Source organism: Allopontixanthobacter sp., assembly GCF_034376665.1.
Lineage (GTDB): Bacteria > Pseudomonadota > Alphaproteobacteria > Sphingomonadales > Sphingomonadaceae > Allopontixanthobacter.
Genome location: NZ_JAXMJI010000023.1, coordinates 1 through 24,556 on the forward strand (window position 1 = coordinate 1; position 24,556 = coordinate 24,556).

30 protein-coding genes and 1 tRNA gene are annotated in these 24,556 nt (G+C 63.2%); 18 read left to right on the top strand and 13 right to left on the bottom strand.

Translation table 11 applies throughout. The annotated features are described in order from the left end of the window. Positions 1-1,553 (bottom strand): Ig-like domain-containing protein (locus U0988_RS02220; RefSeq protein WP_322291020.1); only part of this gene is annotated, 1,553 nt, incomplete at its 3' end. Between the two features lie 569 nt (positions 1,554-2,122). Here U0988_RS02220 and U0988_RS02225 point away from each other — a divergent pair. The 6 genes from U0988_RS02225 to U0988_RS02250 all read left to right on the top strand — a co-directional run bounded on the left by U0988_RS02225 (position 2,123) and on the right by U0988_RS02250 (position 7,330). Next, complete coding sequence (locus tag U0988_RS02225) at positions 2,123-2,923, top strand: NTP transferase domain-containing protein (protein ID WP_322291021.1); 801 nt, start codon at positions 2,123-2,125, stop codon at positions 2,921-2,923. Beyond that, positions 2,920-4,197 carry a lipopolysaccharide biosynthesis protein gene (locus U0988_RS02230; protein ID WP_322291022.1) on the top strand — a complete coding sequence of 426 codons (1,278 nt, stop codon included), beginning with the start codon at positions 2,920-2,922 and terminating at the stop codon, positions 4,195-4,197. Before U0988_RS02225 ends, U0988_RS02230 begins: the two co-directional genes overlap by 4 nt. A 106-nt stretch (positions 4,198-4,303) precedes the next feature. Further along, positions 4,304-4,729 carry a hypothetical protein gene (locus U0988_RS02235; RefSeq protein ID WP_322291023.1) on the top strand — a complete coding sequence of 142 codons (426 nt, stop codon included), beginning with the start codon at positions 4,304-4,306 and terminating at the stop codon, positions 4,727-4,729. Next, positions 4,726-5,703 carry a cation diffusion facilitator family transporter gene (locus U0988_RS02240; RefSeq protein ID WP_322291024.1) on the top strand — a complete coding sequence of 326 codons (978 nt, stop codon included), beginning with the start codon at positions 4,726-4,728 and terminating at the stop codon, positions 5,701-5,703. Before U0988_RS02235 ends, U0988_RS02240 begins: the two co-directional genes overlap by 4 nt. A gap of 49 nt (positions 5,704-5,752) precedes the next feature. After that, positions 5,753-6,679, top strand: a complete 927-nt coding sequence (locus U0988_RS02245; protein ID WP_322291025.1) for an NAD(P)/FAD-dependent oxidoreductase — start codon at positions 5,753-5,755, stop codon at positions 6,677-6,679. A 144-nt stretch (positions 6,680-6,823) separates the two neighbouring features. Then, positions 6,824-7,330 carry a hemerythrin domain-containing protein gene (locus U0988_RS02250; protein ID WP_322291026.1) on the top strand — a complete coding sequence of 169 codons (507 nt, stop codon included), beginning with the start codon at positions 6,824-6,826 and terminating at the stop codon, positions 7,328-7,330. On the opposite strand, the gene U0988_RS02255 is transcribed toward U0988_RS02250, so the two are convergent. From U0988_RS02255 to U0988_RS02265, 3 genes are all read right to left on the bottom strand, one after another. Further along, positions 7,327-7,725, bottom strand: coding sequence for a hypothetical protein (locus U0988_RS02255; RefSeq protein ID WP_322291027.1), 399 nt, complete (start codon positions 7,723-7,725; stop codon positions 7,327-7,329). The two genes, U0988_RS02250 and U0988_RS02255, sit on opposite strands and share 4 nt — an antisense overlap. Next, entirely contained in the window at positions 7,718-8,302 is a 585-nt protein-coding gene (locus U0988_RS02260) for a hypothetical protein (protein ID WP_322291028.1), read from the bottom strand. Before U0988_RS02260 ends, U0988_RS02255 begins: the two co-directional genes overlap by 8 nt. A gap of 201 nt (positions 8,303-8,503) precedes the next feature. Continuing rightward, a tRNA-Ser gene (locus U0988_RS02265) sits at positions 8,504-8,593 on the bottom strand. Positions 8,594-8,908: 315 nt separating this feature from the next. On the opposite strand from U0988_RS02265, the gene U0988_RS02270 reads away from it, so the two are divergent. Together U0988_RS02270 and U0988_RS02275 are read left to right on the top strand one after the other, a co-directional pair. Then, entirely contained in the window at positions 8,909-9,670 is a 762-nt protein-coding gene (locus U0988_RS02270; protein WP_322291052.1) for a DUF1134 domain-containing protein, read from the top strand. Between the two features lie 114 nt (positions 9,671-9,784). Continuing rightward, complete coding sequence (locus U0988_RS02275; protein WP_322291053.1) at positions 9,785-10,960, top strand: aromatic amino acid transaminase; 1,176 nt, start codon at positions 9,785-9,787, stop codon at positions 10,958-10,960. A 3-nt stretch (positions 10,961-10,963) separates the two neighbouring features. Here U0988_RS02275 and U0988_RS02280 read toward each other — a convergent pair whose 3' ends face one another. The 7 genes from U0988_RS02280 to U0988_RS02310 form a co-directional block, all read right to left on the bottom strand. Next, on the bottom strand, positions 10,964-11,593 hold the full coding sequence (locus U0988_RS02280; RefSeq protein WP_322291029.1) for a riboflavin synthase: 630 nt from the start codon (positions 11,591-11,593) through the stop codon (positions 10,964-10,966). Then, positions 11,594-12,580 (bottom strand): bifunctional diaminohydroxyphosphoribosylaminopyrimidine deaminase/5-amino-6-(5-phosphoribosylamino)uracil reductase RibD, encoded by a 987-nt coding sequence (gene ribD, locus U0988_RS02285; protein ID WP_322291030.1) that lies wholly within the window; start codon positions 12,578-12,580, stop codon positions 11,594-11,596. It lies immediately after the preceding gene. Then, entirely contained in the window at positions 12,561-13,103 is a 543-nt protein-coding gene (locus U0988_RS02290; protein WP_322291031.1) for a hypothetical protein, read from the bottom strand. The genes ribD and U0988_RS02290 overlap by 20 nt, the downstream gene beginning before the upstream one ends. Positions 13,104-13,168: 65 nt before the next feature. Next, positions 13,169-13,720 carry a DUF4402 domain-containing protein gene (locus U0988_RS02295; protein ID WP_322291032.1) on the bottom strand — a complete coding sequence of 184 codons (552 nt, stop codon included), beginning with the start codon at positions 13,718-13,720 and terminating at the stop codon, positions 13,169-13,171. A gap of 72 nt (positions 13,721-13,792) precedes the next feature. Next, positions 13,793-14,515 carry a SprT family zinc-dependent metalloprotease gene (locus tag U0988_RS02300; RefSeq protein ID WP_322291033.1) on the bottom strand — a complete coding sequence of 241 codons (723 nt, stop codon included), beginning with the start codon at positions 14,513-14,515 and terminating at the stop codon, positions 13,793-13,795. 16 nt (positions 14,516-14,531) lie between these two features. Continuing rightward, positions 14,532-14,966, bottom strand: a complete 435-nt coding sequence (locus tag U0988_RS02305) for a YcgN family cysteine cluster protein (RefSeq protein ID WP_322291034.1) — start codon at positions 14,964-14,966, stop codon at positions 14,532-14,534. 16 nt (positions 14,967-14,982) lie between these two features. Further along, a complete protein-coding gene (locus tag U0988_RS02310) occupies positions 14,983-15,618 on the bottom strand; it encodes an SCO family protein (RefSeq protein WP_322291035.1) in 636 nt (211 codons plus the stop codon). Between the two features lie 67 nt (positions 15,619-15,685). Between U0988_RS02310 and U0988_RS02315 the strand changes: the two genes are divergently transcribed. Genes U0988_RS02315 through ssb form a run of 5 tightly spaced genes read left to right on the top strand, consistent with a single transcriptional unit; the run spans position 15,686 to position 19,657 of the window. Further along, positions 15,686-16,303 (top strand): ankyrin repeat domain-containing protein, encoded by a 618-nt coding sequence (locus U0988_RS02315; protein ID WP_322291036.1) that lies wholly within the window; start codon positions 15,686-15,688, stop codon positions 16,301-16,303. Beyond that, a complete protein-coding gene (locus U0988_RS02320) occupies positions 16,303-16,962 on the top strand; it encodes a COQ9 family protein (RefSeq protein WP_322291037.1) in 660 nt (219 codons plus the stop codon). Before U0988_RS02315 ends, U0988_RS02320 begins: the two co-directional genes overlap by 1 nt. 52 nt (positions 16,963-17,014) lie before the next feature. Beyond that, complete coding sequence (locus tag U0988_RS02325; protein WP_322291038.1) at positions 17,015-17,254, top strand: FeoA family protein; 240 nt, start codon at positions 17,015-17,017, stop codon at positions 17,252-17,254. Beyond that, positions 17,251-19,119 (top strand): ferrous iron transporter B, encoded by a 1,869-nt coding sequence (gene feoB, locus U0988_RS02330; RefSeq protein WP_322291039.1) that lies wholly within the window; start codon positions 17,251-17,253, stop codon positions 19,117-19,119. Before U0988_RS02325 ends, feoB begins: the two co-directional genes overlap by 4 nt. A 16-nt stretch (positions 19,120-19,135) precedes the next feature. After that, positions 19,136-19,657: a single-stranded DNA-binding protein gene (ssb, locus tag U0988_RS02335; RefSeq protein WP_322291040.1), complete on the top strand. Its 522-nt coding sequence runs from the start codon at positions 19,136-19,138 to the stop codon at positions 19,655-19,657. A gap of 26 nt (positions 19,658-19,683) precedes the next feature. Here ssb and U0988_RS02340 read toward each other — a convergent pair whose 3' ends face one another. Both U0988_RS02340 and U0988_RS02345 read right to left on the bottom strand, forming a co-directional pair. Further along, complete coding sequence (locus U0988_RS02340; RefSeq protein WP_322291041.1) at positions 19,684-20,202, bottom strand: YceD family protein; 519 nt, start codon at positions 20,200-20,202, stop codon at positions 19,684-19,686. Next, positions 20,199-20,714 (bottom strand): ubiquinol-cytochrome C chaperone family protein, encoded by a 516-nt coding sequence (locus U0988_RS02345; RefSeq protein ID WP_322291042.1) that lies wholly within the window; start codon positions 20,712-20,714, stop codon positions 20,199-20,201. The genes U0988_RS02340 and U0988_RS02345 overlap by 4 nt, the downstream gene beginning before the upstream one ends. 227 nt (positions 20,715-20,941) lie before the next feature. On the opposite strand from U0988_RS02345, the gene U0988_RS02350 reads away from it, so the two are divergent. The 5 genes from U0988_RS02350 (at position 20,942) to U0988_RS02370 (ending at position 24,447) form a co-directional block, all read left to right on the top strand. Further along, positions 20,942-21,409: an outer membrane protein assembly factor BamE gene (locus U0988_RS02350; RefSeq protein WP_322291043.1), complete on the top strand. Its 468-nt coding sequence runs from the start codon at positions 20,942-20,944 to the stop codon at positions 21,407-21,409. A 77-nt stretch (positions 21,410-21,486) separates the two neighbouring features. Further along, a complete protein-coding gene (gene hslV, locus U0988_RS02355) occupies positions 21,487-22,059 on the top strand; it encodes an ATP-dependent protease subunit HslV (RefSeq protein ID WP_322291044.1) in 573 nt (190 codons plus the stop codon). Between the two features lie 14 nt (positions 22,060-22,073). Further along, entirely contained in the window at positions 22,074-23,375 is a 1,302-nt protein-coding gene (gene hslU / locus U0988_RS02360) for an ATP-dependent protease ATPase subunit HslU (RefSeq protein ID WP_322291045.1), read from the top strand. Between the two features lie 17 nt (positions 23,376-23,392). Continuing rightward, positions 23,393-23,821 (top strand): GFA family protein, encoded by a 429-nt coding sequence (locus U0988_RS02365; protein WP_322291046.1) that lies wholly within the window; start codon positions 23,393-23,395, stop codon positions 23,819-23,821. 161 nt (positions 23,822-23,982) lie between these two features. Further along, positions 23,983-24,447: a TlpA disulfide reductase family protein gene (locus tag U0988_RS02370; RefSeq protein ID WP_322291047.1), complete on the top strand. Its 465-nt coding sequence runs from the start codon at positions 23,983-23,985 to the stop codon at positions 24,445-24,447. The last annotated feature ends 109 nt before the right edge of the window (positions 24,448-24,556 follow it).

Here is a 24,556-nt window from a genome sequence, read left to right on the forward strand (position 1 = left end):
AACGTCACGGAGGTTTCGTCGCCTTGCGTGTTGTCGCCCAGGGTGAAGGTATAGTCGATCGTTCCGGTTTCCGGATCGTAAGTGACGATCGTTAGCGTGCCTTCGGGCACCGTGATGGTCTGGCCCGGACCCGTGATGATCACGTCATTGATAGTCACCGTGGCGGGGCCATCCGGTGCGGTAAAGGTGATGGTCCCGGATGTGATTTCGACCGGGGTCGGCGCAGCCGTGCCGGGTGCTTCGTCGGTGCGCGGCGGCAGGCCGGCTTCATCCACAATGGTGCCCGGATCGCCAATGGCGGGAACGGAAATCACTGTGGCCGGGCTGTCCCCGATGTTGATCGTCAGCACGGCGGTCGCAGTGCTGCCGTCTCCATCGGTCAATGTATAGGTGAAGGTATCGCTTACCCCGCCCGGCGTTCCCTCGGCGCGGACGTAGGTATAGCTGCCGTCGGGTGCGATGGTCAGCGTGCCGTAAGCCCCCGCAATCAGAACGGGGCCGGCTACCGCAGCAGACAGGCCCGCCGAATTGGCGATGCCCGTCAGGGTTGCGCCATCGGCGCCGACATTGTCCGCCCCAGCCGGCCCCGAAGTGGTTCCGGCGGCACTGATGACATTGCCGGATTCCGGGCCATAGGTGCCCGCCGCAACTGCATCCGTATCATTGCGCGCGATCGGCGCATCGTCCAGCACCTCGATCAGCAGCGATGCCGAGGCGGTATCGCCATCGGTATCGATCACGGTGACGGTGAAGAAACCGTCTTCCGTTACGCCCAGCAGATTGTCGTTCAGCGTATAGCTGAAACCGATTGCGCCTTCGGCGATGCTGGTAATGGTTAGCGTACCATCGGGAGACGTGAATGTCTGGCCGACTGCGGTGATTTCCACGCCGTTGATCAGGACGGATCCCGTGCCATCCGGCGCGGTGTAGGAAATGGTGCCGGTGGTTGTTTCGGAATTGGTTTCCTGCTCCGTCCCGGCAGGTTCGCTGCCGCGTGCCGGCAGACCGGCCTCGTCGACCTGTGCGATGGCATCCACGGCGCCAGCCGGATTGTCCGGCGTGATCACGATTACCGTTGGTGGGCGGTCAACCGGCTGCGGGATGATTTCTTCGTCCGGGGACTGCGGGAAGGCGAGTTCGGTATAGGGCAGCAGATCGCCGAGACCGTAGGCCGCCTGAATATCGCCAGGGGTAAGTTCGAAATTGCCGCCCGAGCTGTTGAGCTGCGGCCCGGCAGCCGGGACCGGTTCATTGCCGATCAGCAGCGCGGCCAGGTTGAGCGCGGGTACGGTGACCCCGCCGACCACCAGCTGCGGAACCACGATTGCGCCATCGGGGATGACATAGATCACCCCGTCCGCCTGGATCACCAGATCCCGTCCGTCCGCCACGATCGTGTCGAGCGACACGCCCTGCGGCAGGGTGACGACATTGTTCGCGTCAGGTTGGAGCACGACGGTTCGCATCATGCGCCCGGAGGATGCCGCTGGTGCAGCGTCCGATGCCGTCACATCGCTGGTGTCGTTGCTATCGTTCCGGTCCTGAAAATCCATGTGCCCTCGTCCAATCCGCGGTTGATCCGCGACAATACTGAGGCCGCAATGCGGGGCGCATGAATTTAGTGAGCCGGCCGTTAAGCCAGTTTGTTACCCCGCTTTGCGCCCTGTTATTAAGGAGTTGGCTCCCTGCTTGTCCAGCAAGGCCCGAATCGGTTTACCACTCCTCTTGTCCACACACAGAACCACCTTGCCGCAAATGGCGCAAGCGCATTAACCAAGGGGCGCCATTCACTGTTAGGGTTTCCGGCGCGCTATCCAGGTGCCCATGCAATAAAGCAAACTCATTTCCAAAGTGCCTAAAGTACTGTTTCAATGGAATATTATTGCCCTGGCCAGTTATATTTCCGGCGCAATTCGGAGGCTTCCGACAGCCTGTGCCGTTTCGGCACACACAACTAGTTAGTCGGCCAGATGCATGACCGTTAACCTTTCGCCGCGAAATTCAGGCGATCTGCTCTGAAGAATTTGGCGGGATGGCGGCCACTTGGAAAGCCCGAGAAACATGAACCTGCGACAACCAGATGTTCATCCCACTGTTAGGAAACCAAAATAATACTTGGTCCATGGTGGTAACGGCAATCGTGCTCGCAGGTCGGCGCGGCGGGGTCCTCGACCCGCTTGCCGCGGCGGCTGGCGTTCCGCTCAAATGTCTGGTCCCGGTGGGCGGGAAGCCGCTGATCGACCATGTCCTGACGGCGCTACTGGCAAGTGCCCCGATCACCTCCGTGCGCGTGGTCGTGGACGAGGTCGATCTGCTTCGGGCGCACATCGCCAGGAACTTTCCCGTCCCCGCCGTACCCATCGATGTCATTCCGGCCGCGCAAAATCTGGTCGACAGCATTCTCGCCGGCGCGGCTGGCGCGGCCTATCCGCTGCTGATCACGACCGCCGACAATGTGATGCTGACCCCCCGGAGCGTCGAGGAATTCATTGCCGGTGCGAGCGCGGACAAGGGGGGCGTGGCGCTGGCGATGGCGCGGCGTGAAGCTGTCATGGCCGCGCATCCACAAGGGCAGCGCCGGTTCTACCGCTTCAGCGACGGCGAATTTTCCAACTGCAACACCTATTGGATCGGCACGGAGTCCGCCCTGTCCGGTGCCGAAACCTTCCGCAGCGGCGGACAGTTCATCAAATATCCCTCCCGCATCGCCAGGACATTCGGGCTATGGAACCTGCTGAAATTCTACTTCGGGCTTGGCCGGGTGCAGGCCTGTTTCGATGGTCTCGGGCGCAGGCTCGGCTTTCCGGTCCGGATGGTCGAGCTGAGTGACGGGGCAATGGCCATCGATGTCGACAACGAACGTTCGCACCGCGTGACCGGGCAATTGCTTGAACAGAGGAACACTGCCACGCTGGCAGGATGATGCGCCGGATTCTCGCAAATGCCGGGTGGCTGCTCGGCGGCAAGGGTGTCAACGCGGCGCTCAGCCTGGTTTATCTTGCCATCGCCACGCGTGCGCTGGGTCTCGCGGAATTCGGCCAGTTCACCCTGGTGGTTGCACTGGCGCAGGCGCTGACCGGCATTGCCAGTTTCCAGACGTGGCTGTTCGTGGTGCGGTGGGGAAACAGCGCCGCGCAAGACCCCGTGCAAGACCGTAAGACGGGCACGCGCGACGTCATCGGTTTCGCCACTGCGCTCGACCTGGCGAGTATGGCATTGGGCACGCTGGCTGCCGGCGCGCTGGCGCTATCGGCCCTGCACTGGGTCGGGCTATCGGCCGATCTTGGCTGGCCGACGTTCCTGTTCTGCGCCGTCTCGATGCTCGCCATCCGTTCGACGCCGACGGGGATCTTGCGGCTGCACGACCGCTATGCCCGGGCAGCCGGCGCGGAAACGGCGATCCCGGTCATCCGCGCCATCGGGGCAGGGCTTGCCGCGCTGTTCATGCCGACAATCATCGGATTCCTGCTGGCCTGGGCGGCGGCGGAACTGGCGGCCGCGGCGGCGTGCTGGGCGGCTGCAGCCCGGTTCGGCCGGCCGCAGCTGTCGGCGATCAGCCTGACGCGGCTGCCGCGGCAGGAAGCCGGGGTCTGGCGCTTCGTACTGTCGACCAATTTTTCTTCCAGCACCGGCGTCGCGGGACGGCAGGTGCTGCTGTTGATGGTGGGCGCGTTCGGCGGGGCGACCATGGCAGGCATTTACCGGGTCGCGGCGCAATTGGGGCTGGCCATCCTGAAACTGGGACAGGCCGTCCTGCAGGCGATTTTCCCCGACCTGGTTCGCGCCGGACCGCAAGACCATGTGCTGGCGGGCCGGATCGCCCGTGTCGCCGCCGTCACCGCGCTCGCGAGCATTGCCCTGGCAGTGGCCGGGGGCGAAGTGCTGATCGCCGCCGTGGCCGGACCCGAATTCTCCGCAGCCTATGTCCCGATGATCATTCTGGCGGCGGCATCCGCAATCGAACTGGTGGGCGCAAGTTGGGATGCCCTGTTGGTCGCGCGGCGAAGGGCGGGTCTGGTACTGGCGTTGCGCGCGGTGCCGATGGCGGCGGCGCTGGCACTGGTGCCGTGGGCGATTTCAGTGGCCGGAGCGAGCGGTGCCGCGGCGGCATCGCTGCTTGCCAGTACCCTTGCAGTCGGCGGGCTTTTCTTCTTTGCACGGCTTGTCACTCGTCCGGCGCGCCCGGTGGCCGAATAGCCGGTCAATGCCTTGCCGGCTCGTAACCCGGCATCACAGGCGCCAAATCTGCAACCATGACTTGCCGCGCGGGAACTACCCGGACCGGAGACAAGTTGATGAAGCAATGAAGCGATATTTAGTGTCCCCGGTCATGGCCGTGATAGCGGCCTGCAGTGCGATCCCGCAGGACACTGACGGGACTTCGGACCGCGTCGCCCAGCGCGGTGAGCTGCGCGTCGCGATCGTGTCGGGAACCCCGGACACTTCCGAGGCCCGACTGCTCGCGGTGTCGTTGGCACAGTCGCTTGGCGCACGGGTTGTCTGGCACGCTGCGCCCGAGGCAATTGCGATCAAGGATTTGGAAGAGGACCGCGTCGATCTGGTGATCGGGCAGTTCGGGCGGACAGCCGCCGTGTCGAAAGAGGCGAGCCTGTCGCAGGCGGTGGGGATCCCTGAGCCCAAGGACGGCAAGGAACCTGTCATCCGCCTGGCCCGCAAGAATGGCGAGAACGCGCTGATTACCAGGACCGACATGATGGTGATGCGATGATCGCCAGCGGTGAGGTTCCTCCGGAAGTCCGCGAGGGGCTGCGAAAGGGGCGGCGGCTATGCCTGTGGACTCTGTTCTGGCTCGGGGGAATTTCCGTCCTGATGTATCTGGTGATGGGCCAGAGCCAGGCGATGAAGACCGCCTTCATCGAAGACGTCCTCAGCCTGGTCCCGTCGATCACGTTCCTGATCGCGGCATCGCTGGAAGACAAGCCCGCCAGCCGCCGTTTCCCGTTCGGTTTCAAGCGGTTCAACAGCATCGCCTTCCTCATATCCGCCACCGCATTGCTTTCGATCGGGACGTTCATGGCCTATGAGGCGGTGATGGCGCTGGTCATGATGGAACACCCGTCCATCGGTGCCATTCGCCTCTTCGGCACGGAAGTATGGCTTGGATGGGTGATGATCGGCGTACTGATGTATTCTGCAATCCCCCCGATCATCCTCGGCCGGAAAAAGATGCCGGTAGCGGAAAAGATCGAGGACAAGGTTCTCTTCACAGACGCCCAGACGCAGAAAGCCGACTGGCAAACCGCGTTGGCGGGGATCGTGGGGGTTACGGGTATCGGGTTCGGCCTCTGGTGGGCCGACGCCGTGGCTGCCCTGTTCATTTCCTTGAGCATCCTCCGGGACGGCTGGTCCAACATTAAGAAATCGACTGCCGAACTTGCCGATGGCGCGCCGCGCGACCTCGAGGGCGGTGATCTCGACAGGGACGCGCAAGACGTCGCGGCTAAACTTGCCAACGCCTTTCCCCTTTCCGACGTTCGGATGCGCGAATCCGGCAGGTATATGCTGGCCGAGATTGTCGGTCCCGATGCGGTGGGCGAGGTTGACCTGAGCCGGTTTCGCCCCGAACACCGGCCATGGCGCCTGGCCGAGGTTGCGATGGTGCTGAAGCCTCGTAACGCGCGGCCCGGTGAACAAGCCGATCGCCCGTCGGTCAGGCCTGCGGCGTCGAGCCTCAGATCTTGAGGATCGCGCGAGCCGGAATATCGTCTTCCGCGGCCGTGGAGGCATTCCGGTGACTGGTCTCCTGCGTCAGGAATATGATTGCCTAATCGTCGGCGGAGGCCCGGCGGGGCTGACCGCGGCGATCTATCTCGCCCGCTTCCATCTTTCCGTAATGCTTGTCGATAGCGGCCACAGCAGGGCCGGCCTTATCCCCTGTACGCGCAATCATTCAGGGTTCCCGGACGGAATTTCCGGCACCGAACTCCTCACGCGCATGCGCGATCAGGCCCGCCGATACGGCGCGCGGCTGCAGAGCGGTCTGGTAATCGGCATCGTGCGATCTGATGCCCGGTTTACGGCACACACAGACGAAGAAACCTTCGCCGCGAAGACGGTGCTGCTGGCGACCGGGGTGGTCAACCGCCGGCCCGAGATGATGGACGCCGCAGATCACGATCAGGCGTTGGCCAGTGGCCTGCTGCGCTATTGCCCGATCTGTGACGGCTACGAGGTGACCGACAGGCGGATTGCCGTTCTGGGCAGTGGGCAGCGGGGTATGCGCGAGGCGGTGTTCCTGCGCAGCTATTCCGCCGATGTCACGCTGATAGCCCCTGCCGGAGGACACGATCTCGATGCAGCGATGCAGGCAGAACTTGCCGTAGCAGGCATTGCAGTGAGCGGCAGTTGCCGCGCAATCAACCTGAGAGACGAGCAGATCGTGCTCGACGTGGGCGGCGCCTTGATGCCCTTCGACACGCTCTACCCGGCACTCGGATCGGAAATCCGTTCGGAACTGGCGGGCAAGCTGGGAGCGGAGCTGGGCGACGAAGGGAGTTTGATCGTCGATGCGCATCAGCGCACCAACATCGAGGGGCTTTATGCTGCCGGCGATGTCGTGCTCGGGCTCGATCAGCTCAGCCACGCGATGGGCGAGGGGGGCGTCGCCGCGACCACCATCCGGAACGATTTGGCCAAGGCAGAACCCTTGCGCCGGTGACGGGAAAGAGGCCGCAGGATCGTCTCTTTGAGCCCCTCGCTATCATCCGCTCGCCGCAGGCTCGCCCCGCTTCATAACGGCCTCGTTGAAGCTCGGGAACCGGTACCGGCCCGTGCGAATTCCTCAAGCAGAAGGAGAGTGACGATGCCCACCAAGAATGACACAGACGCAACCCATATTCTCGCACAGGACCATCGCAAGGTCGAAGAACTGTTCTCGAAATACGAGAAGGCATCAGGGCGCGACCGCAAGGCCGAGATCGCCAACCGGATTTGCGACGAACTCAAGATTCACACCATAATCGAAGAAGAGATCTTCTATCCGGCACTTGAGGGCAAAATCGAGGAAGACCTGCTGAACGAAGCCTATGTCGAGCATGACGGGGCCAAGATGCTCGTGAATGAAATTGCACAAGGAAGCCCCGACGAAGCGTTCTACGATGCCAAGGTAACCGTGCTGAAGGAGCAGATCGAGCATCATGTCGAAGAGGAAGAGAAGCAGCGGAACAATATGTTCCAACAGGCGCGCGCTGCCGATGTCGACCTCGAAGAAATTGGCGAGCGGATGCTGGCGCGCAAGGAAGAGTTGAAGCTACTTGCTGAACAGCAGGGGCTGCCTGCTGCTCAGATGTCCACCGCTGGCGGGGGTTAGATCGACAGCAGGCGCGCGAAGAACGCGCGATAGCGTTGCAGAGCGATCCGCAGATCTTCAGTCGAAACATCGTCGCCTCTGTCCCACTGGTTCTCCAGTTGCGAGCGCTCGGAAGCGAACACCTCGGCGAGGCGCGTCATCGCGCCTGCGACCAGTTGGTCCGCCAGTTCAACCGAACGCCGCGGCTCGTCGACGAAGCCGGTTTGCACGGCATCCCATTGTCTGCGGAGCGCACCAATCTCGTCGTCCGGCAGCAGGGGCGCAGAGGTTTCGTCCCGCGCTTCCCGATTTTGGCTGATCGCTCCGTCAGATTGCCGGTCCGGCGCTCTGGCGAGGTCCGCCGTGCCCATCGGACGCTCGTTGATGCGGTGATCGTTGGGGCCTTCTTCAACCATTGCTCTTCTCCCGCCGGGCTGTGCCTGGCCTTGTCGCTGCCTCCGGTTCGTTCACCAGATCATCGAACAGCGTGCGATAGTGAATCATTGCCGTGCGCAGATCTTCCGTGCTCGCTTCCCCGCGGGAATGGCGGTCCGCTATCGAATGCGCCGTTCGGTAGTTTTGCACCACCTCGGGATGGTCCACGGACAAATCGTCAGCGCGGTGATCGAAATCGGACACGGGATATCCGCGCACCCGCATGACTTCCCCCAACAAATCGTCCGCCCGGGTAACGGCATATTTCGGGTCGTCGACGAACTGGGCTTGAACCTGGCGCCAGGTTTCCACGAAATGCTCTCGCATGGCATCGGGCAGTGGTTTGATGGTATAGTGGGCAACCCGCTTTTCGCGCTTTGCGAGGACGTCCTCCGCCTTGCGCTCATCGCCGACCGCCTCCACTGTTCGGTCGTACTCCGGCCCGAAGCGGTTCTTGAGCGCTGCCGATTTCCGGCTCCGCATCCACAGCCAGATGGCGATGGCGGCAAGCAGCGCGATCACGATGACAAGCACGATTTCTGTGGTGGTGAACTGCATGGACGTTCTCCTCGTTACAGTCGGCCTCGGCCGAAGCCGTCAACCGGGCGTCACACAGAGAACGCAGGACGGCGTTGGTTGAACGAAAACGGTCCCCGATTGTTCCGAAGGTTTGCCAAACAGGTGCTGAGGGACGACCCAAGGCCTTTGCCGTTTGCGAATTTGCGCAGCTGCGTCTGATCTGAGATGGAGGAGGATCGCTGGCGGAGACGGAGGGATTCGAACCCTCGGTGGGGTTACCCCCACGGTTCCTTAGCAGGGAACTGGTTTCAGCCACTCACCCACGTCTCCGGATCGCAGCGGCAAGCCCGGCGCTATAACGGCGGTCGCGGATGGCGGCAAGCCATGCTGGGACGGCGCGGATGTTTTTCTCGGGCGGGGCCATTCCGGCGTGCAATCCGCCCTGACGACTCGGCTCGCCGCAAATTGGATTCGGTTCGTCGCCCGTTCATTGATGCTTAAGCGGCAAAGGACTCAATTGCACGGCCAGACGTCCGCTTTGCCCCTGGAGGGAATATGAAGATCGCCGCCAAAATTGCCAATCCGTTTCCCAAGGCAGTCGGCGGGGTCCTCGGCAAGCTTTGTCTGACTATCCTGGGCGTCGCCATGTTCGGTGCCGCACCGCTCTCTGCGCAGCAGATCGAGACATTCGATCCCGATAGCGCGATCGATGGCGATCTGGTGGAGGCACCGGGCGATCCGTCCGTTTATCAATCCCCGCCATTGCCGCCCGTCTCCGATCCGGCAATGGAGCCGCCCGTCCCAGCCGATGACAGCCCTACTTCCGTAGCCGAGGCGTGGTCCGATCCGGTGGTCACGTCGAGCGATCCTTCCATCGCTGCCGCGCAGGCTTCGGCCAGTCCGGCGGTCGCCGCGGCGCAGGGCGACACTTATGCGAAGGACGATCTGATCGGCGCGGCAGAAGGCGTGTTCGGCAAGGGTGCGGAAGGTCTCGCCCGGATGATCGAGGACCTGCTGGAAAAGCAGGGCGAACCCAATGCCTATATCGTCGGCCGCGAAGCGGGCGGGGCGTTCATCGTGGGCGCACGTTACGGATCGGGCACCCTGTATCACAAGGTCGAAGGCCAGCGTCCGGTATATTGGACCGGCCCCTCGATCGGGTTCGACGCGGGGGCCAACGCCTCCAACACCTTTGTACTGGTGTACAATCTTTACGATAGCAACGACCTCTACAAGCGCTTTCCCTCCGGCGAGGGCCAGGCCTATCTGGTGGGCGGCTTGACCGCGAGTTACATGCGCTGGGGCGACGTCGTGATCATTCCGATCCGCGTGGGCGCGGGGCTGCGGCTCGGCGTGAACGCCGGCTACATGAAGTTTTCGGAGAAGCAGCGCTGGCTGCCCTTCTGAGTCGCAGGCACCACCGCCAGCCAGGGACGGAAAGTTCCGGCACGCGGTAATTGGCGCAAGCGTCGCCAAAATAGGTTGCGGGAGCGCGGCTCCCTCGGCAATGGGGGCGGCATGATGCTTGACCAACTGCCCGCCCAATCGCCCGACGCGCTGCTAGCGCTGATCAAGATGTATGCCGCCGATCCGCGCAGCGACAAGATCGACCTCGGGGTCGGTGTTTACCGGACCGACGATGGATCGACGCCGGTGTTCGCCGCAATCAAGGCGGCAGAGGCCAGCCTGCTGGAAACGCAGGACAGCAAGAGCTATCTCGGGCCGGAGGGTGACGTGGAATTTGTCCGCTTGCTCGCGCCCTATGTGTTCGGTGCGGATGCGGCCTATTCCGGCCGGGTGGAAGGGATGCAGACCCCCGGCGGCACCGGAGCCGTCCGGCTGGCGCTCGCAGTGGCCCGGAAGGCCGGTGTGACCAAGGTCCACATGGGGGTCCCCAGCTGGCCCAACCATGCCCAGATTTTGAGCGACGTGGGCCTCGAAACCTCGTCCTTCATCCATGTCGGGGCCGACGGAGGCGCCGATGTCGAAACGGTCATCCGCATCATCGCCGCCGCCGCGCCGGGCGAAGCGGTGCTGCTGCATGGCTGCTGCCATAACCCCACCGGGATCGATTATTCGCCAGCGCAATGGGACCGGATCGCCGCGGCTTTCGCGGACAGCGCTGTTCTGCCTATCCTGGATCTGGCCTATCAGGGGCTGGGCACGGGGTTGGACGAGGATGCCTCCGGGGTCCGCAAAATCATGTCGGCCGTGCCCGAGGCGCTGGTGGCGTACAGCTGCGACAAGAATTTCGGAATGTACCGCGACCGTGTGGGTGCGCTTTTCGTTTTGGCCGAAAAGGTGGGCCAGCTGGACGCAATCATGTCGAACCTCAACGCGCTGGCCCGGGCAAGCTGGTCGATGCCGCCCGATCACGGTGCGGCGGCGGTCCGGGTGATCCTGTCCGATGCGGGCTTGACGCAGCTCTGGCTGGACGAGCTTGCCGAAATGCGCGCCCGGATCGCCAGCGTGCGCGCGCAGATGGCAGAGGCCGGACAGATAGGTCCGCTGGACCTTACCGCTCTGGCGCGTGAAAACGGCCTGTTCTCGATGCTCGCGCTGACGAAGGACCAGATTGCCAGCCTGCGCGAGGATCACGCGGTCTATATGGCGGGTTCGGGACGGATCAACGTGGCCGGCCTGCACAGCGGCAATATTGCAAACTTCATCGCCGCGCTGAAATCCGTCACGAGCTAGGCCTCAGCCCATCAGGGACTGCATCCGCTGGAGATAGCGGGCCATCGTGTCGATCTCCAGATTGACCCGGTCACCGGCTTTTGTGCTGCCCAGAGTGGTCACTTCCGCCGTGTGCGGGATGATGTTCAGTGTGAAATGGACCGATCCGTCCGGCTGGTCCTCCACCGTGTTCACGGTCAGCGAGGCACCGTCCATGGTGATCGAACCCTTCGCCGCGATGAAAGGGGCGAGGGCGCTCGGGGCGCTTACCAACCAGCAGCGTGAATCGCCGATGGGGGCGATTTCCACTACGGATCCGACGGCATCGACATGGCCGGTCACAATATGGCCGCCCAGTTCATCGCCCATGCGCAGCGCGCTCTCCAGATTGAGCTTGCGGCCCTCGTTCCACATTCCCGGAACGGTGCAGGACACGGTTTCGCCCGAGACGTCTACCGCGAACCAGGCGGTGTCGGTGTTCTGGTCCTGTTTCGCACCGCGCTCGACGACCGTCAGGCACACGCCCGAACAGGCAATCGAAGCCCCGATGGCGATCTGGGCCGGGTCGAAGGGGCAGGCGATGCGAACCCGCAGATCCCCCTTTTGCTCGACCTGCTCGATAGTCCCGACGGCGGTGATAATTCCGGTGAACATCTAATCCCTTTCGCTGCGCACCCGCCGATAGGCTTCGAACTGGTCGCTGCCAAGCTGCCGCCGATCGGTCAAGCTCCAGCGGTCATGTGCGGATGCAAGATCGGTCAGGCCGATATCGGGCACCGAAGGCGCACCGCCGCCGAGGATGATCGGTGCGCGGTACAGGTGGAGCGTGTCGACCAGATCGGCAGCAAGAAAGGCGGCTGCAGTCTTTGCGCCGCCTTCGACATAGAGATATTGCGCAGCGGCCATGTCGGTGATGTCCTGCGGGGAAGCGATCGACTGCACGCCTTCCGGCGTTTCACCGCGCGTCAGCACGTAACGGGCCGGACTGCGCGCCTCCAGCCCGGGCAAACGGACGTCGAGCCGCGGTCGGTCGCTCAGCCAGGTGCCGCCGCCGACCAGGATTGCATCCGCCATCGCGCGGCGGGAATGGACATGGGCGCGCGCCGCTTCGCCCGTGATCCACTGGCTCTCGCCGCTGGCCAGCGCGGTACAGCCGTCCAGCGACATGGCGAGTTTCAGCGTTACGTGCGGACGGCCATGCTGCTCGCGCATCAGGTATCCGGCGAGACTATCGGCGGCCGCAGGGCAGGGGACGTACCGGACTTCGGTGCCCGCGTCGGCAATCCGCTTCGCGCCTTCGCCAGCGGTGCGGGGGTCAGGATCGCGGACCGCATAGACCAGTGCGGCCAGACCTGCCGAAGCCACCAGATCACTGCAGGCGGGGCCGCGGTCCGAACTATGGGCGCAGGGCTCGAGCGTCACATACAGCACCGCGCCGCGAGCGTTTTCCCCGGCACGGGACAGCGCCATTGCCTCGGCATGGGGCCTGCCGCCAGCCTGCGTCCAGCCGCGGGCGATTACCGTCCCGTCCCTGACCAGGATCGCCCCTACGCCGGGGTTGGGTCTGCTGAGGGGCCGCGCGCGGACCGCCAGCCGCGCCGCGGCGGCCAGCCAGTCGGCGTCACTGGTCCGGGTTTGCAACCAGGCCGCCCGCGTTGTCGGTTTCCGGAATTATCTCCTGGCCAGCAGCCCGCGCCCTGAGAGCGGCTTCGCTGATGTCTTCTTCGGGCAAGCCGGCGCGGCGGCGGATTTCGGCCTTGCGGGCGTTTTCGGCCGCTTCGATGGCGGCGCGCTCCTCGGCGGCTTTGCGATCGATTTCCTCGACGTCCATTCCGGAGGCCCGGCCCAGCGCGCGATAAAGCTCGCGCTTGCGTTCCTCGTTCTGCTCCATCAGTGCGGCGACGGCGTCCTGCCTTCGCTGGTTGTCGATATTGGAAGCGATGATTTCGGCGTCGGTACGGTCGGCGGGGAAGCTTGCGATGTAGGTGACTTCGGGCGGCGCCGGCGGCACGAGCACGCTCTCGCTGGTGATCTGGTACATCAGCCCGAAGGTCATCAGGCCCGAGACCCCGAGTATCGGCCACTTGTACGGGGTCGGTTTCCGGAATTCGTGCCAGAAATCGAGTGCCCCGGGGGTGGGGTTAAAGCGGTTGATCATTCCCATGGCCGCAAGATAGCGACGGGGGCCCGATTTCGCCAGTGCTGATCGCGCCGGAGTGCTTCACACTGTCAATCGTAACTCACCTGGATCGGGACTCGTCCGCGCAGATTGCCGCCAAGTGCCACGGCGAGGTCGGTGTACAAGGTGCCGGTGAAGCGGAATTCCAGTACACCGGTCGAATCCAGTCGGGGTAGCTGCCCAAGGTCCGTAACGAAATCCCGCAGCTCCGCCTCTCCGCCTGCGGGGTCGCGCATGGTGACAAGGGTGGGAAACTCCACGCGGACCGGCTGGCGGGGCACGCCGCGAATGGTCGCGCGGCCCTGCACCGCAAGCCCGCCAAGATCGTCCAGATTGCCGATAATAGTTTTTGCGCCCGTCTGAATGTCGATCAGGACGCGGCCGACGCCGTCCCCAACCATGACCAACCGGCCGAAATTTATCTCGCTTTCGATCGTCAGCACAATTTCGGGGGGGGAGCCGTTACCAGGACGTCCGCCGCCCCCGCCTTTGGGCGGCGGGTTCGTTTCGCAGAAGTTGCATTGGCCCTGCGCCGCAGCAGGGGCTGCGGGCAGCAGCATCAGCATGGCGGCGCTGGCAAGCAAGGCGATCAGGCGGATCATTGATCGACCATGCCGGATCAGGGTTAATTTAACGTAAGGGAAACTCCTTAGGCATCCGGCATCCGGCTTTGTTTACCCGAAGGAAGCGTAGAGTGTGCGGCCCTCGCGTTTCAGCCAACGGTTGGCAGCAGCCAGGTCGCCGTCGAAAATCCGGCCGAGTGCGGCGTGGAACGCCGGACCGTGATCGAAATGAAGGAGGTGCGCGACCTCATGGGCCACAACCGACCGGCGCACGAAATGCGGTGCCTGCACCAGCCGCCAGTTGATCCGCACGGTGCCGCTGGACGAACAGCTGCCCCAGCGGCGCTGGGCGCGCGACAGGCGCAAGGCAGGTGCTGCGACCCCGGCGGACGCGCAATAATTCTGCAGATCGCCTTCGAGCAAATGCAACGCTTCCCGCTCCAGCCAGCGTTGCAGCCGGGGGGCGATGTTCTCCTCCGGACCGCCGATCACCACCCGCCCGTCGCCAAGCGTCGGCCTACGCCGTGCGCCCGCCTGCCAATCGATGATCAGCTCGTCCCCGCAATAGCGGAGCGACCCGCCCGGCACCGGCGCGGAGGGCTTGGGCAAGGCGGCAAGCTGCTCGGTCAGCCAGGCGGCACGGGAATGGGCGAACTCGATTGCATCGGCGGTCCGGCCCCAGCGCGGCAGCGTAACCCGCGCTTCGCTGCCGTCGGGTGCGATCCTCAGCACTACGCGCTTGGCGGTCGGATGCCGCCGGATTGCGATCGGCAGGGCCACACCATCGATCTCCACCGTCGGTTCCAGATGGTCGCGGCGAAGCCAGTCTAGCATCGGGTGCCGCCGGGCCTCATGGTGTATCCCATTCGACAATATGGTGTTCCAGCGGCCCGGACACGGATTCGCTGACCACCCGGCCGCGGACCGATATGCCAGCATGGACCACCGTTTCGCGGTCACCCGACAGCAGATAATGCCATTCCCGCAGCGGTTTCCCTTCGTGCCGCAACCGGTACGCGCAGCTTTCGGGAAGCCACGGTACGTCGCCCATGATCTTCATCGTCAGGCGCAGGCAATCCGGCACGAATGCCTTGCGGTTGCGGTAATCCCGGCATTGCGCGCTGCGGGTGTCGAGCAGTTTGCACGCCACATTGGTGTGTTCGATCTGCCCGGTTTCCGGATCCTCGATCTTGTGCAGGCAGCACCGGCCGCAGCCATCGCACAGCGCCTCCCATTCGGGCCGGGTCAATTGCGCCAGCGGCAGTTCCCAGAATTTCTCGCGCATCTGCTCGGTCACCGCTTTATCGAACCCACTTGGCCAGCTCTTCGGCGACCGCTTCGGCGCCGAGGTCGGTGGGCAGGGTCGCAATCGGCTGTCCGTCCGGTCCGAACAGATAGGTGATCGCATAATGTTCCATCAGGTAATTGCCGCTTTCGGGAACTTCTCCCTTGGAATAGGGAATCGCGAAAGCTTTTGCGGCGGATTTGATCTGTTCCGGCGTACCGGTCAGCCCGATCAGCCGCGGGTGGAAATTGCCGACGAATTTCCCCACCACCTGCCGGTTATCCCGCTCGGGATCGATGGTAATGAAGATCGGCTGGATTTGCGCGCCAAGACCAGGGTTCGCCTGTTCGAACTGCTGCAGGCCCTGCGACATGCGCTGGACGTCGGTCGGGCAGATGTCGGGGCAATAGGTGTAGCCGAAATAGACGATCCGGTACTTTCCGGCGAAGTCGGACCAGCGAACCGTCTTGCCCTCGGCATTGGTCAATTCGAACGGCCCGCCGATGGTCGCGCCATACAGCGGCGCCTGTTCCAGCGGTGTTCCGGGATCCGACGTGCAGCCCGCCAGCGACAAAGCCAGCGACAGGGACATCGCGGCCATCGCGGCAGAGCGGAGATATTTGAAAGTGTGGGGCATAGCGTGGAGGTTCATGCTCTGCTAACCAGCGTCGAGCAAGAGGCGACTCTGCCTTGAAACCAGAATTATTGGAGATCGACCAGTGGCGAAAGCCGTTTTCCGAAACGCCTACCTTGCCCTGATGCTGGCTGCCGGTGCCCTCGCCGTTCCCGCGGCGGCGCAGTTCTTCTCGTCCGGGTTCGAATTTCTGAAAGCCGTCAAGGACCGCGACGGGACCGAGGTCAACAAGGTGCTGGAAGCCACCAACGGTGCGGTTATCAACGCCCGGGACAAGGTTACCGGCGAATCCGCCCTGCATATCGTTACGCAGCGCCGGGACCATTTATGGATCCGTTTTCTGACCGAACAGGGCGCCAATCCCAACATTGCCGACGCGAAGGGTGTTACGCCGCTCCAGATCGCTACCAGCCTCGGGTATGTGGAAGGGGTCGAAGCGCTGCTGAAGGCCGGTGCGAATGTCAATGTGGCAAACAGCACCGGCGAGACGCCGCTGATTTCCGCGGTTCTGCGCCGCGATGTCGAAATGACCCGCTTGCTCCTTGCCAACGGGGCGAATGCCGACCGCAGCGACAATTCCGGACGTACCGCACGCGACTATGCGCGGCTTGACGCCAACAGCCGGTTGCTGGGGGAAATCGAAACTTCGGACGAGGATCGCAAGGTAGCCAAGCCCGCCAAATCCTATGGACCCAGCTTCTGATGGCGGATGTCGCCGACCTGACGCTCGACGAACTGCGCCTGGCCATGGCGCCGACGGTGGCCGAGGCCGCGATATTCGACGGCTGGAGCGCCGATGCCGTGGCCGCGGCTGCGAAGGATCTGGCGATCGATCCCGATGTGGCGGCATTGGCCTACCCGGGCGGGGCGATGGACATGATCGGGGCGTGGATCGAAACCATCGATGCCGCCATGGCCGAAGCCTTGCCAGCCGAGGTGCTCGCCAGGATGCCGATCCGGGAGCGTATCCGCAGCCTGATTCAGTTCCGCCTCGATGCCGTAGCCGGTCTGGAGGAAGCGCTGCGCCGCGCGCTCGCAATTATGGCCATGCCGCAGAACGCCGCGCGTTCGCTCAAGACTGGCTGGCACAGTGCGGACATCATGTGGCGGCTGGCGGGCGATACGGCGACCGATTACAACCATTATACCAAACGCACGATCCTCGCCGGGATCTACGGCGCCACGCTGGCGGTGTTCGTCGGCGACGAGAGCAAGGGCAAGGCGGACACGCGGGAATTTCTCGACCGGCGGATCGAAGGTGTCATGAAATTCGAAAAGCTCAAGGGCCGGGTGCTGAATTCGGACCGTGAAAGATTTAGTCTAACCCGGCTTTTCGGGCGTCTGCGTTACCCGGCACGCTAATGACTATTGAGAATTAGTTGCAATTGCCGCGTCGGTCTGGCAGCGCAGCACCATGAAGCTCGAGGCGCTCCAAAACGGTATTCCGGCCCGGATTCGTTCCGTGGACTGGTCGGCAATTGCGCCGGAAGAAGGCAAGCGGCTCCGCGCGCTTGGAATTGATGAGGGTGCGGAGGTAAAGATTTCCCATCGCGGTATCTTCGGCGGCAGAGATCCGATTGCGTTGATCATCGGCCGGATGACGATCGCGATCCGCCGGGTCCATGCTGCGGCAATGATGGTCGATCCGCTATGAACGCGCCCATCACGCTGCGATTGCGCAAGGCAGCACTGGTCGGCAATCCCAACGCCGGGAAAAGCGCCCTGTTCAACGCGCTGACCGGGGCGCGCCAGAAAATCGCCAATTATCCCGGGGTGACGGTCGAACGCAAAGCCGGGCGGCTGATGATGCCGGACGGCGTCGCGGTCGAACTGATCGACCTGCCGGGCAGCTATTCCTTCGACGCGACCAGCCCGGACGAGGAAGTGACCCGCGCGCTTGTGCACGGCGAGTTCGAAGGCGAGGTCCAGCCCGACGTCATGGTCCTGGTGCTCGATGCGGCCAATCTGGAACAGCATCTGGTGTTCGCACAGGAAGTTATCGAGCTTGGCCGCCCGACCGTGGCCGCGCTCAACATGGTCGATCTGGCGCAGCGCGACGGGCTGACGCTCGATCCCGACGCCTTGTCCGAGGCCCTCGGCATTCCGGTGATCCCGACCGTGGCCGTGCGGCGCAGAGGCCTCGACGAACTGATCGCGGCGATCGAGGTTGCCGAAGCGAATTTTGAGCAAGACCAGCGGCCGCATCCCCGGCCGCATCTGACCTTGCCGGAACGCCGTCTGGCAGCGCGCAACATCGCCAAGGCGGCGATCCTGTCCGTCAGCACGACGCGGCGGCTTCATACCGGCCTCGACCGGGTCCTGCAGCACCCCTGGATCGGACCGCCAATCCTGTTCGCGCTGCTGTTCGTGATTTTTCAGGCGGTGTTCGCCTGGGCAACCCCGTTTGCCGATGCGCTGGAGGGTGTTGCCGGATGGCTTTCCGGCCTGGTGGTGGCAATCGTCCCTGCGGGGCTGGTCCGCGATTTCCTCACCGAGGGGGTCATCGCCGGGGTTGGTTCGGTGGTGGTGTTCCTGCCCCAGATCGTCATCCTGTTCGCCTTCATCCTGGTGATGGAGGCGACCGGATATATGGCCCGCGCAGCCTTCATCATGGACCGGATGATGGCCGGTGTCGGCCTGTCGGGGCGCAGCTTCATTCCGCTGCTGTCCAGCTTTGCCTGCGCGATTCCGGGCATCATGGCGACCCGCAGCATCGCTGACCCCAAGGACCGCCTGACCACCATCCTGATCGCGCCGCTGATGACCTGTTCCGCGCGCCTGCCGGTGTACGGGATCGTCATTGCGGCGGTGATCCCGAACATCAGCGTGTGGGGCGGGATCGGTCTGCAAGGGCTGGTGCTGTTCGCATTGTATGTCGCCGGGATCATCGGTGCGATGGCGGCGGCGCTCATCCTGCGACGGTCGGTTACGGCCGGGCAGGCAAGCGGCTTCATCATGGAACTGCCCCGTTACCAATTGCCGCGGCTGCGTGACCTGCTGATCGGTTTGTGGCAGCGCGCGTGGGTGTTCCTGCGCCGCGCCGGCACAATCATCTTCGCGGCAACCGTGATTCTCTGGCTCCTGCTCACTTTCCCGAGGGCAGAGCCCGGCGAAAGCCAGCTGGATGCGTCGATCGCCGGCCAGATTGCCAGCGGAATGCATGTCGCCTTCGAGCCGATCGGCTTCAACCGCGAAATGACGCTGGCATTGGTCCCAGCAATGGCCGCGCGCGAAGTGGCGGTGGCGTCCCTCGCCACCACCTATGCGGTCGATTCCGAAGATGAGGCGGCAACCGAGAACGCCCTGCGAGATCAGATTACGGCGCGCTGGAGCCTGCCCACCGCGCTTGCGTTCCTCGCCTGGTTCGTTTTCGCGCCGCAGTGCCTGTCGACCATCGCGGTCGCCCGGCGCGAAACAAATGGGTGGAAATGGCCGGTGTTCATGTTGGCCTATTTGTTCGCTCTGGCCTACATCTTTGCGGGACTCACATTCTGGTCGGCGACTGCGCTCGGCCTATAGACAGGAACGAAGAGATATGGCGGGCAGCCTCAACAAAGTAATGCTGATCGGTAATCTGGGCGCGGACCCCGAAGTGAAGAGCTTCCAGAACGGCGGCAAGGTCTGCAACCTGCGCATTGCAACTTCCGAAAGCTGGAAAGACAAGAACACCGGCGAACGCAAGGAACAGACCGAATGGCACAGCGTCGCGATTTTTTCCGAAGGACTGGTCAGCGTCGCCGAACGATTCCTGCGCAAGGGCAGCAAGGTGTTCATCGAAGGCAAGCTGCAAACCCGCAAGTGGCAGGATGCCCAGGGCAATGACCGGTATTCGACCGAAGTGGTCCTTCGCGGATTCGACGGTACGCTGACCATGCTCGACGGTCCCGGCGGCGGCCAGGGCGGGGGATCGAGTGGTGGCTCCGGAGGCGGCGGCCAAGGTGGCAGTTCGGGTGGCGGCTGGAACCAGGGCGGCGGCTCGGGCGGTTCCGGCGGCGGCTCCGGTGGTTCGGGCGGCGGCTCCAACTATGACGATCTGGACGACGATATCCCGTTCTGATCGAGTGGCTGCACCTGCGGCTGGCGCTAGTCCTTTTTGAGCGCAGCGAGCGCGGCGAAGGGACCGCTGGGGGTGTCTTGGTCGAGAATTCCGGCCTGCTGGCGGAACGTGTCCGCGCCGGGGCCGCGTGCGAACGGGTCGATGGCCAGCCCGAGGCCCTGCGCAACCGCCTCGCCGAGATCGAAGCTCTCGCCGGAATAGAAAATCTCGTCGCACTCCTCGGTGGATATCTCCAGTTCTTCCTCCCGCGGAGCCTGCGCTTCGGGGACGAAGCGCAGCGACAGCGGTTCATCGATGTGAACCGGGAATTCCTCACCCGACACCGCGCAGTTCTGGAGGATATCAGCCAGCAGCCGTCCGGTGGCGGTTACCACTGCGCCTTCCGCTTGCAGGGACATTTCCGCCTTCATCCGATGCACCGCAGCTAGCCCGAACCGCCTGGCGAGAGCGGCCAATTCGGGCTTGCCCGGCTCGACCATAACCGGCCTGTCGGTGATCTGATGCAGCTTCACGATCCTGCTGAATTCGCTTTCGGGGAGGCTCACCGGGAAATCTCCCCGTCCAGTATGGCGGCAGGGGGCACGCTCGCAAGTTGATCGTGCAGCGCTTCCAACTGCTTCGCCAGCGCCGCCGGCTCCGCGCCTTCCGCCAGGCCGAGATTGCGCTTCACCGCGGCTTCCAGGCCCGACCGGTCGGACATCAGGGAATCGCGGAAGGCACCCAGCCGGCCGCCCATGGCCGACATCATCCGGCCCATATATTTGCCCAGCGCCGGATCGCCGATGCCCTGTTCGCGCAATTGTCCGTCCATATCGTCCACGAACAGTTCGGTCAGATGCACCGAAGGCGTCCTCAACTCGGGTGTCTGCTCCATCCGGATGAGCACCACCGCCAACACCGAGGTGATCATATCATAGCGGCCTTCCACCGTGTCCGGCACGCCGCAGTCCCGGTACCATTGCGATTCCCGCGCGATCTCCACGGTCCGCTGCCACAGCGGACGCAGTGCGTCCTTGGGATCGGGCTCGGTTCCGAACAGGCGGGAAAGGAAGGACATCAGCATTCTACCATCTGTTTTGAACCGCATCGCGGCTTCGTTAATTGGCAATTCAACCGGTCAGCCCCATGGATCTGGTACGCGGAGCGGGCAGGGCGCGGCAAGTTCTGCCGTTTCCCCCAATGGCTACATTGCATGGCGGGCGACATGCCCTTATGGCTTCGCTGCGATATAGCGGTTATCGGCGCTATTCAAAGTGACGAGTTTTTTGAGAAGGTTGGTTTTCGATGACGGCAGGTAAAGCAATCGGGGCAGGTCTGGCTCTGGCCATGGCGCTGGCGGCAGGCGGTTGCAGTTCGATTCGCGAAAACCGCGGCTATGTCGCGGACCAGAGCCTGATCAACGCGGTGCAGCCGGGAATCGATAACCAGCGTTCGGTGGAAGCGACCTTGGGCCGCCCGACCTTTACCAGCCAGTATGGCGAACCGACCTGGTATTACATGTCCAGCGTGACGGGCCGCAAACCGTTTGTTCGCCCGAAGATCATCCAGCATTCGGTCCTGAAAATTCGATTCGATCCCGCTGGTAATGTCATTTCGGCTGACCGGACCGGAGTCGATCAGGTCGCCTATATCTCGCCGGAAGGCGATTCGACGCCGACGCTTGGCCGCGAACGCAGTTTCTTCGAAGATCTGTTCGGCAATATCGGACAGGTCGGTGCTGGCGGCGCACCTCCCGGCGGTCCGGGCGCTTAAGGCTCGGCCAGAGCTGCTTTTCAGGCCGATATCCCGTCGGTGCTTGACCGGTATCGGGCAGGCCCCATATCTGCGTGATGGATGACAGCAGAAACGCGCACGGGCTCGTGCAATGGCACGGCACCACCATCATCGGCGTGAAAAAGGGCGGCAAGACCGTGATCGCCGGGGACGGGCAGGTCTCCATGGGCAACACGGTGATGAAGCCCAACGCCCGCAAGGTGCGCCGGATCGGCGAAGGCGGGCCTGAAAAGGGCAAGGTCATCGCGGGTTTCGCCGGGGCCACGGCCGATGCCTTCACCCTGTTCGACCGGCTGGAAAAGAAGCTCGAGCAGCACCGCGGCCAGCTGATGCGCGCCGCCGTGGAAATGGCCAAGGACTGGCGCACCGACAAATACCTCCGCAATCTGGAAGCGCTGATGATCGTGGCCGATGCCGACGTCCTGCTGGTGCTGACCGGTAATGGCGATGTGCTCGAACCCGAAGGCGGGGTCGCGGCGATTGGATCGGGCGGGAATTACGCGCTGTCGGCTGCCCGCGCACTCGATGCCTATGAAGACGATGCCGAGAAAATCGCCCGCGCCGCAATGGCCGTCGCGGCCGAAGTCTGCGTCTTTACCAACGACCGCGTGACAATCGAAACCGTCTGACCATCAGAGATATCATGACCGAAATGCTGACCCCCAAGGCGATTGTCGCCGCGCTCGACGAACATATCATCGGCCAGGCCGAAGCGAAGCGCGCGGTCGCGGTGGCGATGCGCAACCGCTGGCGGCGCCAGCGGCTCGGCGATGATCTGCGCGACGAGGTTACGCCCAAGAATATCCTGATGATCGGCCCGACCGGCTGCGGCAAGACCGAGATCAGCCGCCGACTGGCGAAGCTGGCCGATGCGCCCTTCGTGAAGATCGAGGCGACCAAGTTCACCGAAGTCGGCTATGTCGGCCGCGATGTCGACCAGATTGCCCGCGACCTGGTGGAAGACGCGATCCGGCTGGAGAAAGACAATCGCCGCGAAGCCGTGCGCGAAGCCGCGTCCAAGGCGGCGATGGACCGGCTGCTGGTGGCGCTGGTGGGCGAGAATGCCTCCGAAGCCACCCGCGAGAGCTTTCGCGAACGGATTGTCCAGAACGCGATGAACGATGTCGAGGTCGAGATCGAGATCAAGGACACGCCGTCCGCTCCGATGGAGATACCCGGTATGGGCGGCGGCATGGGGATGATCGACCTCAGCGACATGATGGGCAAGGCATTCGGCAAGACGAATACCAAGCGGCGCAAGCTGAAGGTGCCCGATGCGTGGGACAAGCTGGTCGATGAAGAAGCGGAAAAGCGGCTCGATCAGGACGATGTTGCGCGCGTGGCGCTGGCCAATGCCGAAACCAACGGGATCGTTTTCCTTGACGAGATCGACAAGATCGCGGTCAGCGATGTGCGCGGCGGATCGGTCAGCCGCGAAGGCGTGCAGCGCGACCTGCTGCCGCTGATCGAAGGTACGACGGTCGCGACCAAATACGGGCCGATGAAGACCGACCACGTGCTGTTCATCGCCAGCGGCGCGTTCCATGTCGCCAAACCGTCGGACATGCTGCCCGAACTGCAGGGCCGCTTGCCCATCCGGGTCGAGCTGCGAGCGTTGACGGAGGAGGATTTCGTCCGCATCCTCAGCGAAACTCGGGCCAATCTGGTCACCCAGTACAAGGCGCTGATCGCCACCGAAGATGTCACGCTGGAGATTACCGAAGACGCCATCGCCGAAATCGCCAGGATCGCGGCGCAGGTGAACGAAAGCGTGGAGAATATCGGCGCACGGCGGCTGCAGACGGTGATGGAAAAGCTGATCGAGGATGTCAGTTACGAGGCGGAGGATTTGAAGGGCCAGACGATCACCATCGACGCCGCCTATGTGCGCGAACGGCTGACCGAACTGGCGCAGGACGCCGACCTTTCGAAATACATTCTCTGAGCGCATTTCGTGCTAGCATGGCGCCCGATCACAGGAGAATCGCCATTCCCACCGGACGCTGCCATTGCGGCGCAATCGTCTACAGTTTTCGCGGCGGAGTGCGGCACAGTTCCGTATGCCATTGCACCGATTGCCGCCGCTGCGCCGGGGCCACCGGTGTCGCCTGGATCGCCGTGGCGGCAGATGATTTCGCGATTGAACAGGGCAAGCCCAGGCAATACGATTCCTCCGCCGATGCGCAGCGCTTCTTCTGCGGAACCTGCGGAACCGGCCTGTGGTACATCAACGAGAACGCCTTGCCCGGCCTGGTCGACATCCAGACCGCGACTCTCGACGAGCCGGAGGACTATCCGCCGCAAGTTCATGTCCAGATGGCGGACGCTATTGGCTGGGAAGAAAATCTGCCGGACCTGCCGCGGTTCGAACGTTTTCCGGACGCGGGGTGATAGTTGAAACTTCAAAAGCTGCGACCGGAACCACGATTCCTGTAGTACCCTAAGTAAATGCTGGGGCTGCTGGATTTGTGAATATTGTCTGCTAGCTTAAAAAATTGGATCGATGGGTTTTTATCGGGGGGCAGAAATTGCGCAATTTGATCCGGGCCGCATTGGCTTTCGTTTATCTGGCATTTGCCGCACCCGCCATCCCGGCGGACGTCGACAAGCCAGCGCCGAATTTTACCGTCAGGATGTTCGACGGTTCCAAAAAGGTGCTGGCGGATTATCGCGGCCATGTCCTCGTAATCAATTACTGGGCTACGTGGTGCGCGCCATGCAAGGCGGAAATGCCCATGATGAGCCAGTTTCACCGTCTCCATAAGGACAAGGGCTTCGAAATCATCGGAGTCGTTACCCAGGACAGTGTCCCGAAGTCCAAGCTGAAATCGGTAGTCGCCGCCTTGTCCTACCCGCTCGCAAGTTCGCTCAAGGGTGATTACGGGCTTATCCGTAATGCCGTGCCCACCACATATATTATCGATAGGAAGGGCCGGGTACGGTATGTCCGGGCGGGATCGTTCGACTTGTCCGATTACAACGAGTTGATTCTGCCGCTGCTCGGTGAGCCCGCCTGACGCAAGGCATTCGTCGGTTTGCCTTCGCTTTTCGTCTGTTAAGCCGAGGTCCGACTTGAAAAATTGCCGGTTGGATGGTTTCTTCCGGTCACAGATTCAATCCGAAAAG

What these genes read in the sequence shown, in the direction of transcription:
- U0988_RS02225 (WP_322291021.1), top strand. Translation starts at nt 2,123, where the DNA reads ATGGTGGTAACGGCAATCGTGCTCGCAGGTCGGCGCGGCGGGGTCCTC.
- U0988_RS02230 (WP_322291022.1), top strand. Translation starts at nt 2,920, where the DNA reads ATGATGCGCCGGATTCTCGCAAATGCCGGGTGGCTGCTCGGCGGCAAG.
- U0988_RS02235 (WP_322291023.1), top strand. Translation starts at nt 4,304, where the DNA reads ATGAAGCGATATTTAGTGTCCCCGGTCATGGCCGTGATAGCGGCCTGC.
- U0988_RS02240 (WP_322291024.1), top strand. Translation starts at nt 4,726, where the DNA reads ATGATCGCCAGCGGTGAGGTTCCTCCGGAAGTCCGCGAGGGGCTGCGA.
- U0988_RS02250 (WP_322291026.1), top strand. Translation starts at nt 6,824, where the DNA reads ATGCCCACCAAGAATGACACAGACGCAACCCATATTCTCGCACAGGAC.
- U0988_RS02255 (WP_322291027.1), bottom strand. Translation starts at nt 7,725, where the DNA reads ATGGTTGAAGAAGGCCCCAACGATCACCGCATCAACGAGCGTCCGATG.
- U0988_RS02260 (WP_322291028.1), bottom strand. Translation starts at nt 8,302, where the DNA reads ATGCAGTTCACCACCACAGAAATCGTGCTTGTCATCGTGATCGCGCTG.
- U0988_RS02270 (WP_322291052.1), top strand. Translation starts at nt 8,909, where the DNA reads ATGTTCGGTGCCGCACCGCTCTCTGCGCAGCAGATCGAGACATTCGAT.
- U0988_RS02275 (WP_322291053.1), top strand. Translation starts at nt 9,785, where the DNA reads ATGCTTGACCAACTGCCCGCCCAATCGCCCGACGCGCTGCTAGCGCTG.
- U0988_RS02280 (WP_322291029.1), bottom strand. Translation starts at nt 11,593, where the DNA reads ATGTTCACCGGAATTATCACCGCCGTCGGGACTATCGAGCAGGTCGAG.
- U0988_RS02290 (WP_322291031.1), bottom strand. Translation starts at nt 13,103, where the DNA reads ATGGGAATGATCAACCGCTTTAACCCCACCCCCGGGGCACTCGATTTC.
- U0988_RS02295 (WP_322291032.1), bottom strand. Translation starts at nt 13,720, where the DNA reads ATGATCCGCCTGATCGCCTTGCTTGCCAGCGCCGCCATGCTGATGCTG.
- U0988_RS02300 (WP_322291033.1), bottom strand. Translation starts at nt 14,515, where the DNA reads ATGCTAGACTGGCTTCGCCGCGACCATCTGGAACCGACGGTGGAGATC.
- U0988_RS02305 (WP_322291034.1), bottom strand. Translation starts at nt 14,966, where the DNA reads ATGCGCGAGAAATTCTGGGAACTGCCGCTGGCGCAATTGACCCGGCCC.
- U0988_RS02310 (WP_322291035.1), bottom strand. Translation starts at nt 15,618, where the DNA reads ATGAACCTCCACGCTATGCCCCACACTTTCAAATATCTCCGCTCTGCC.
- U0988_RS02320 (WP_322291037.1), top strand. Translation starts at nt 16,303, where the DNA reads ATGGCGGATGTCGCCGACCTGACGCTCGACGAACTGCGCCTGGCCATG.
- U0988_RS02325 (WP_322291038.1), top strand. Translation starts at nt 17,015, where the DNA reads ATGAAGCTCGAGGCGCTCCAAAACGGTATTCCGGCCCGGATTCGTTCC.
- feoB (WP_322291039.1), top strand. Translation starts at nt 17,251, where the DNA reads ATGAACGCGCCCATCACGCTGCGATTGCGCAAGGCAGCACTGGTCGGC.
- ssb (WP_322291040.1), top strand. Translation starts at nt 19,136, where the DNA reads ATGGCGGGCAGCCTCAACAAAGTAATGCTGATCGGTAATCTGGGCGCG.
- U0988_RS02345 (WP_322291042.1), bottom strand. Translation starts at nt 20,714, where the DNA reads ATGTCCTTCCTTTCCCGCCTGTTCGGAACCGAGCCCGATCCCAAGGAC.
- U0988_RS02350 (WP_322291043.1), top strand. Translation starts at nt 20,942, where the DNA reads ATGACGGCAGGTAAAGCAATCGGGGCAGGTCTGGCTCTGGCCATGGCG.
- hslV (WP_322291044.1), top strand. Translation starts at nt 21,487, where the DNA reads ATGGATGACAGCAGAAACGCGCACGGGCTCGTGCAATGGCACGGCACC.
- hslU (WP_322291045.1), top strand. Translation starts at nt 22,074, where the DNA reads ATGACCGAAATGCTGACCCCCAAGGCGATTGTCGCCGCGCTCGACGAA.
- U0988_RS02365 (WP_322291046.1), top strand. Translation starts at nt 23,393, where the DNA reads ATGGCGCCCGATCACAGGAGAATCGCCATTCCCACCGGACGCTGCCAT.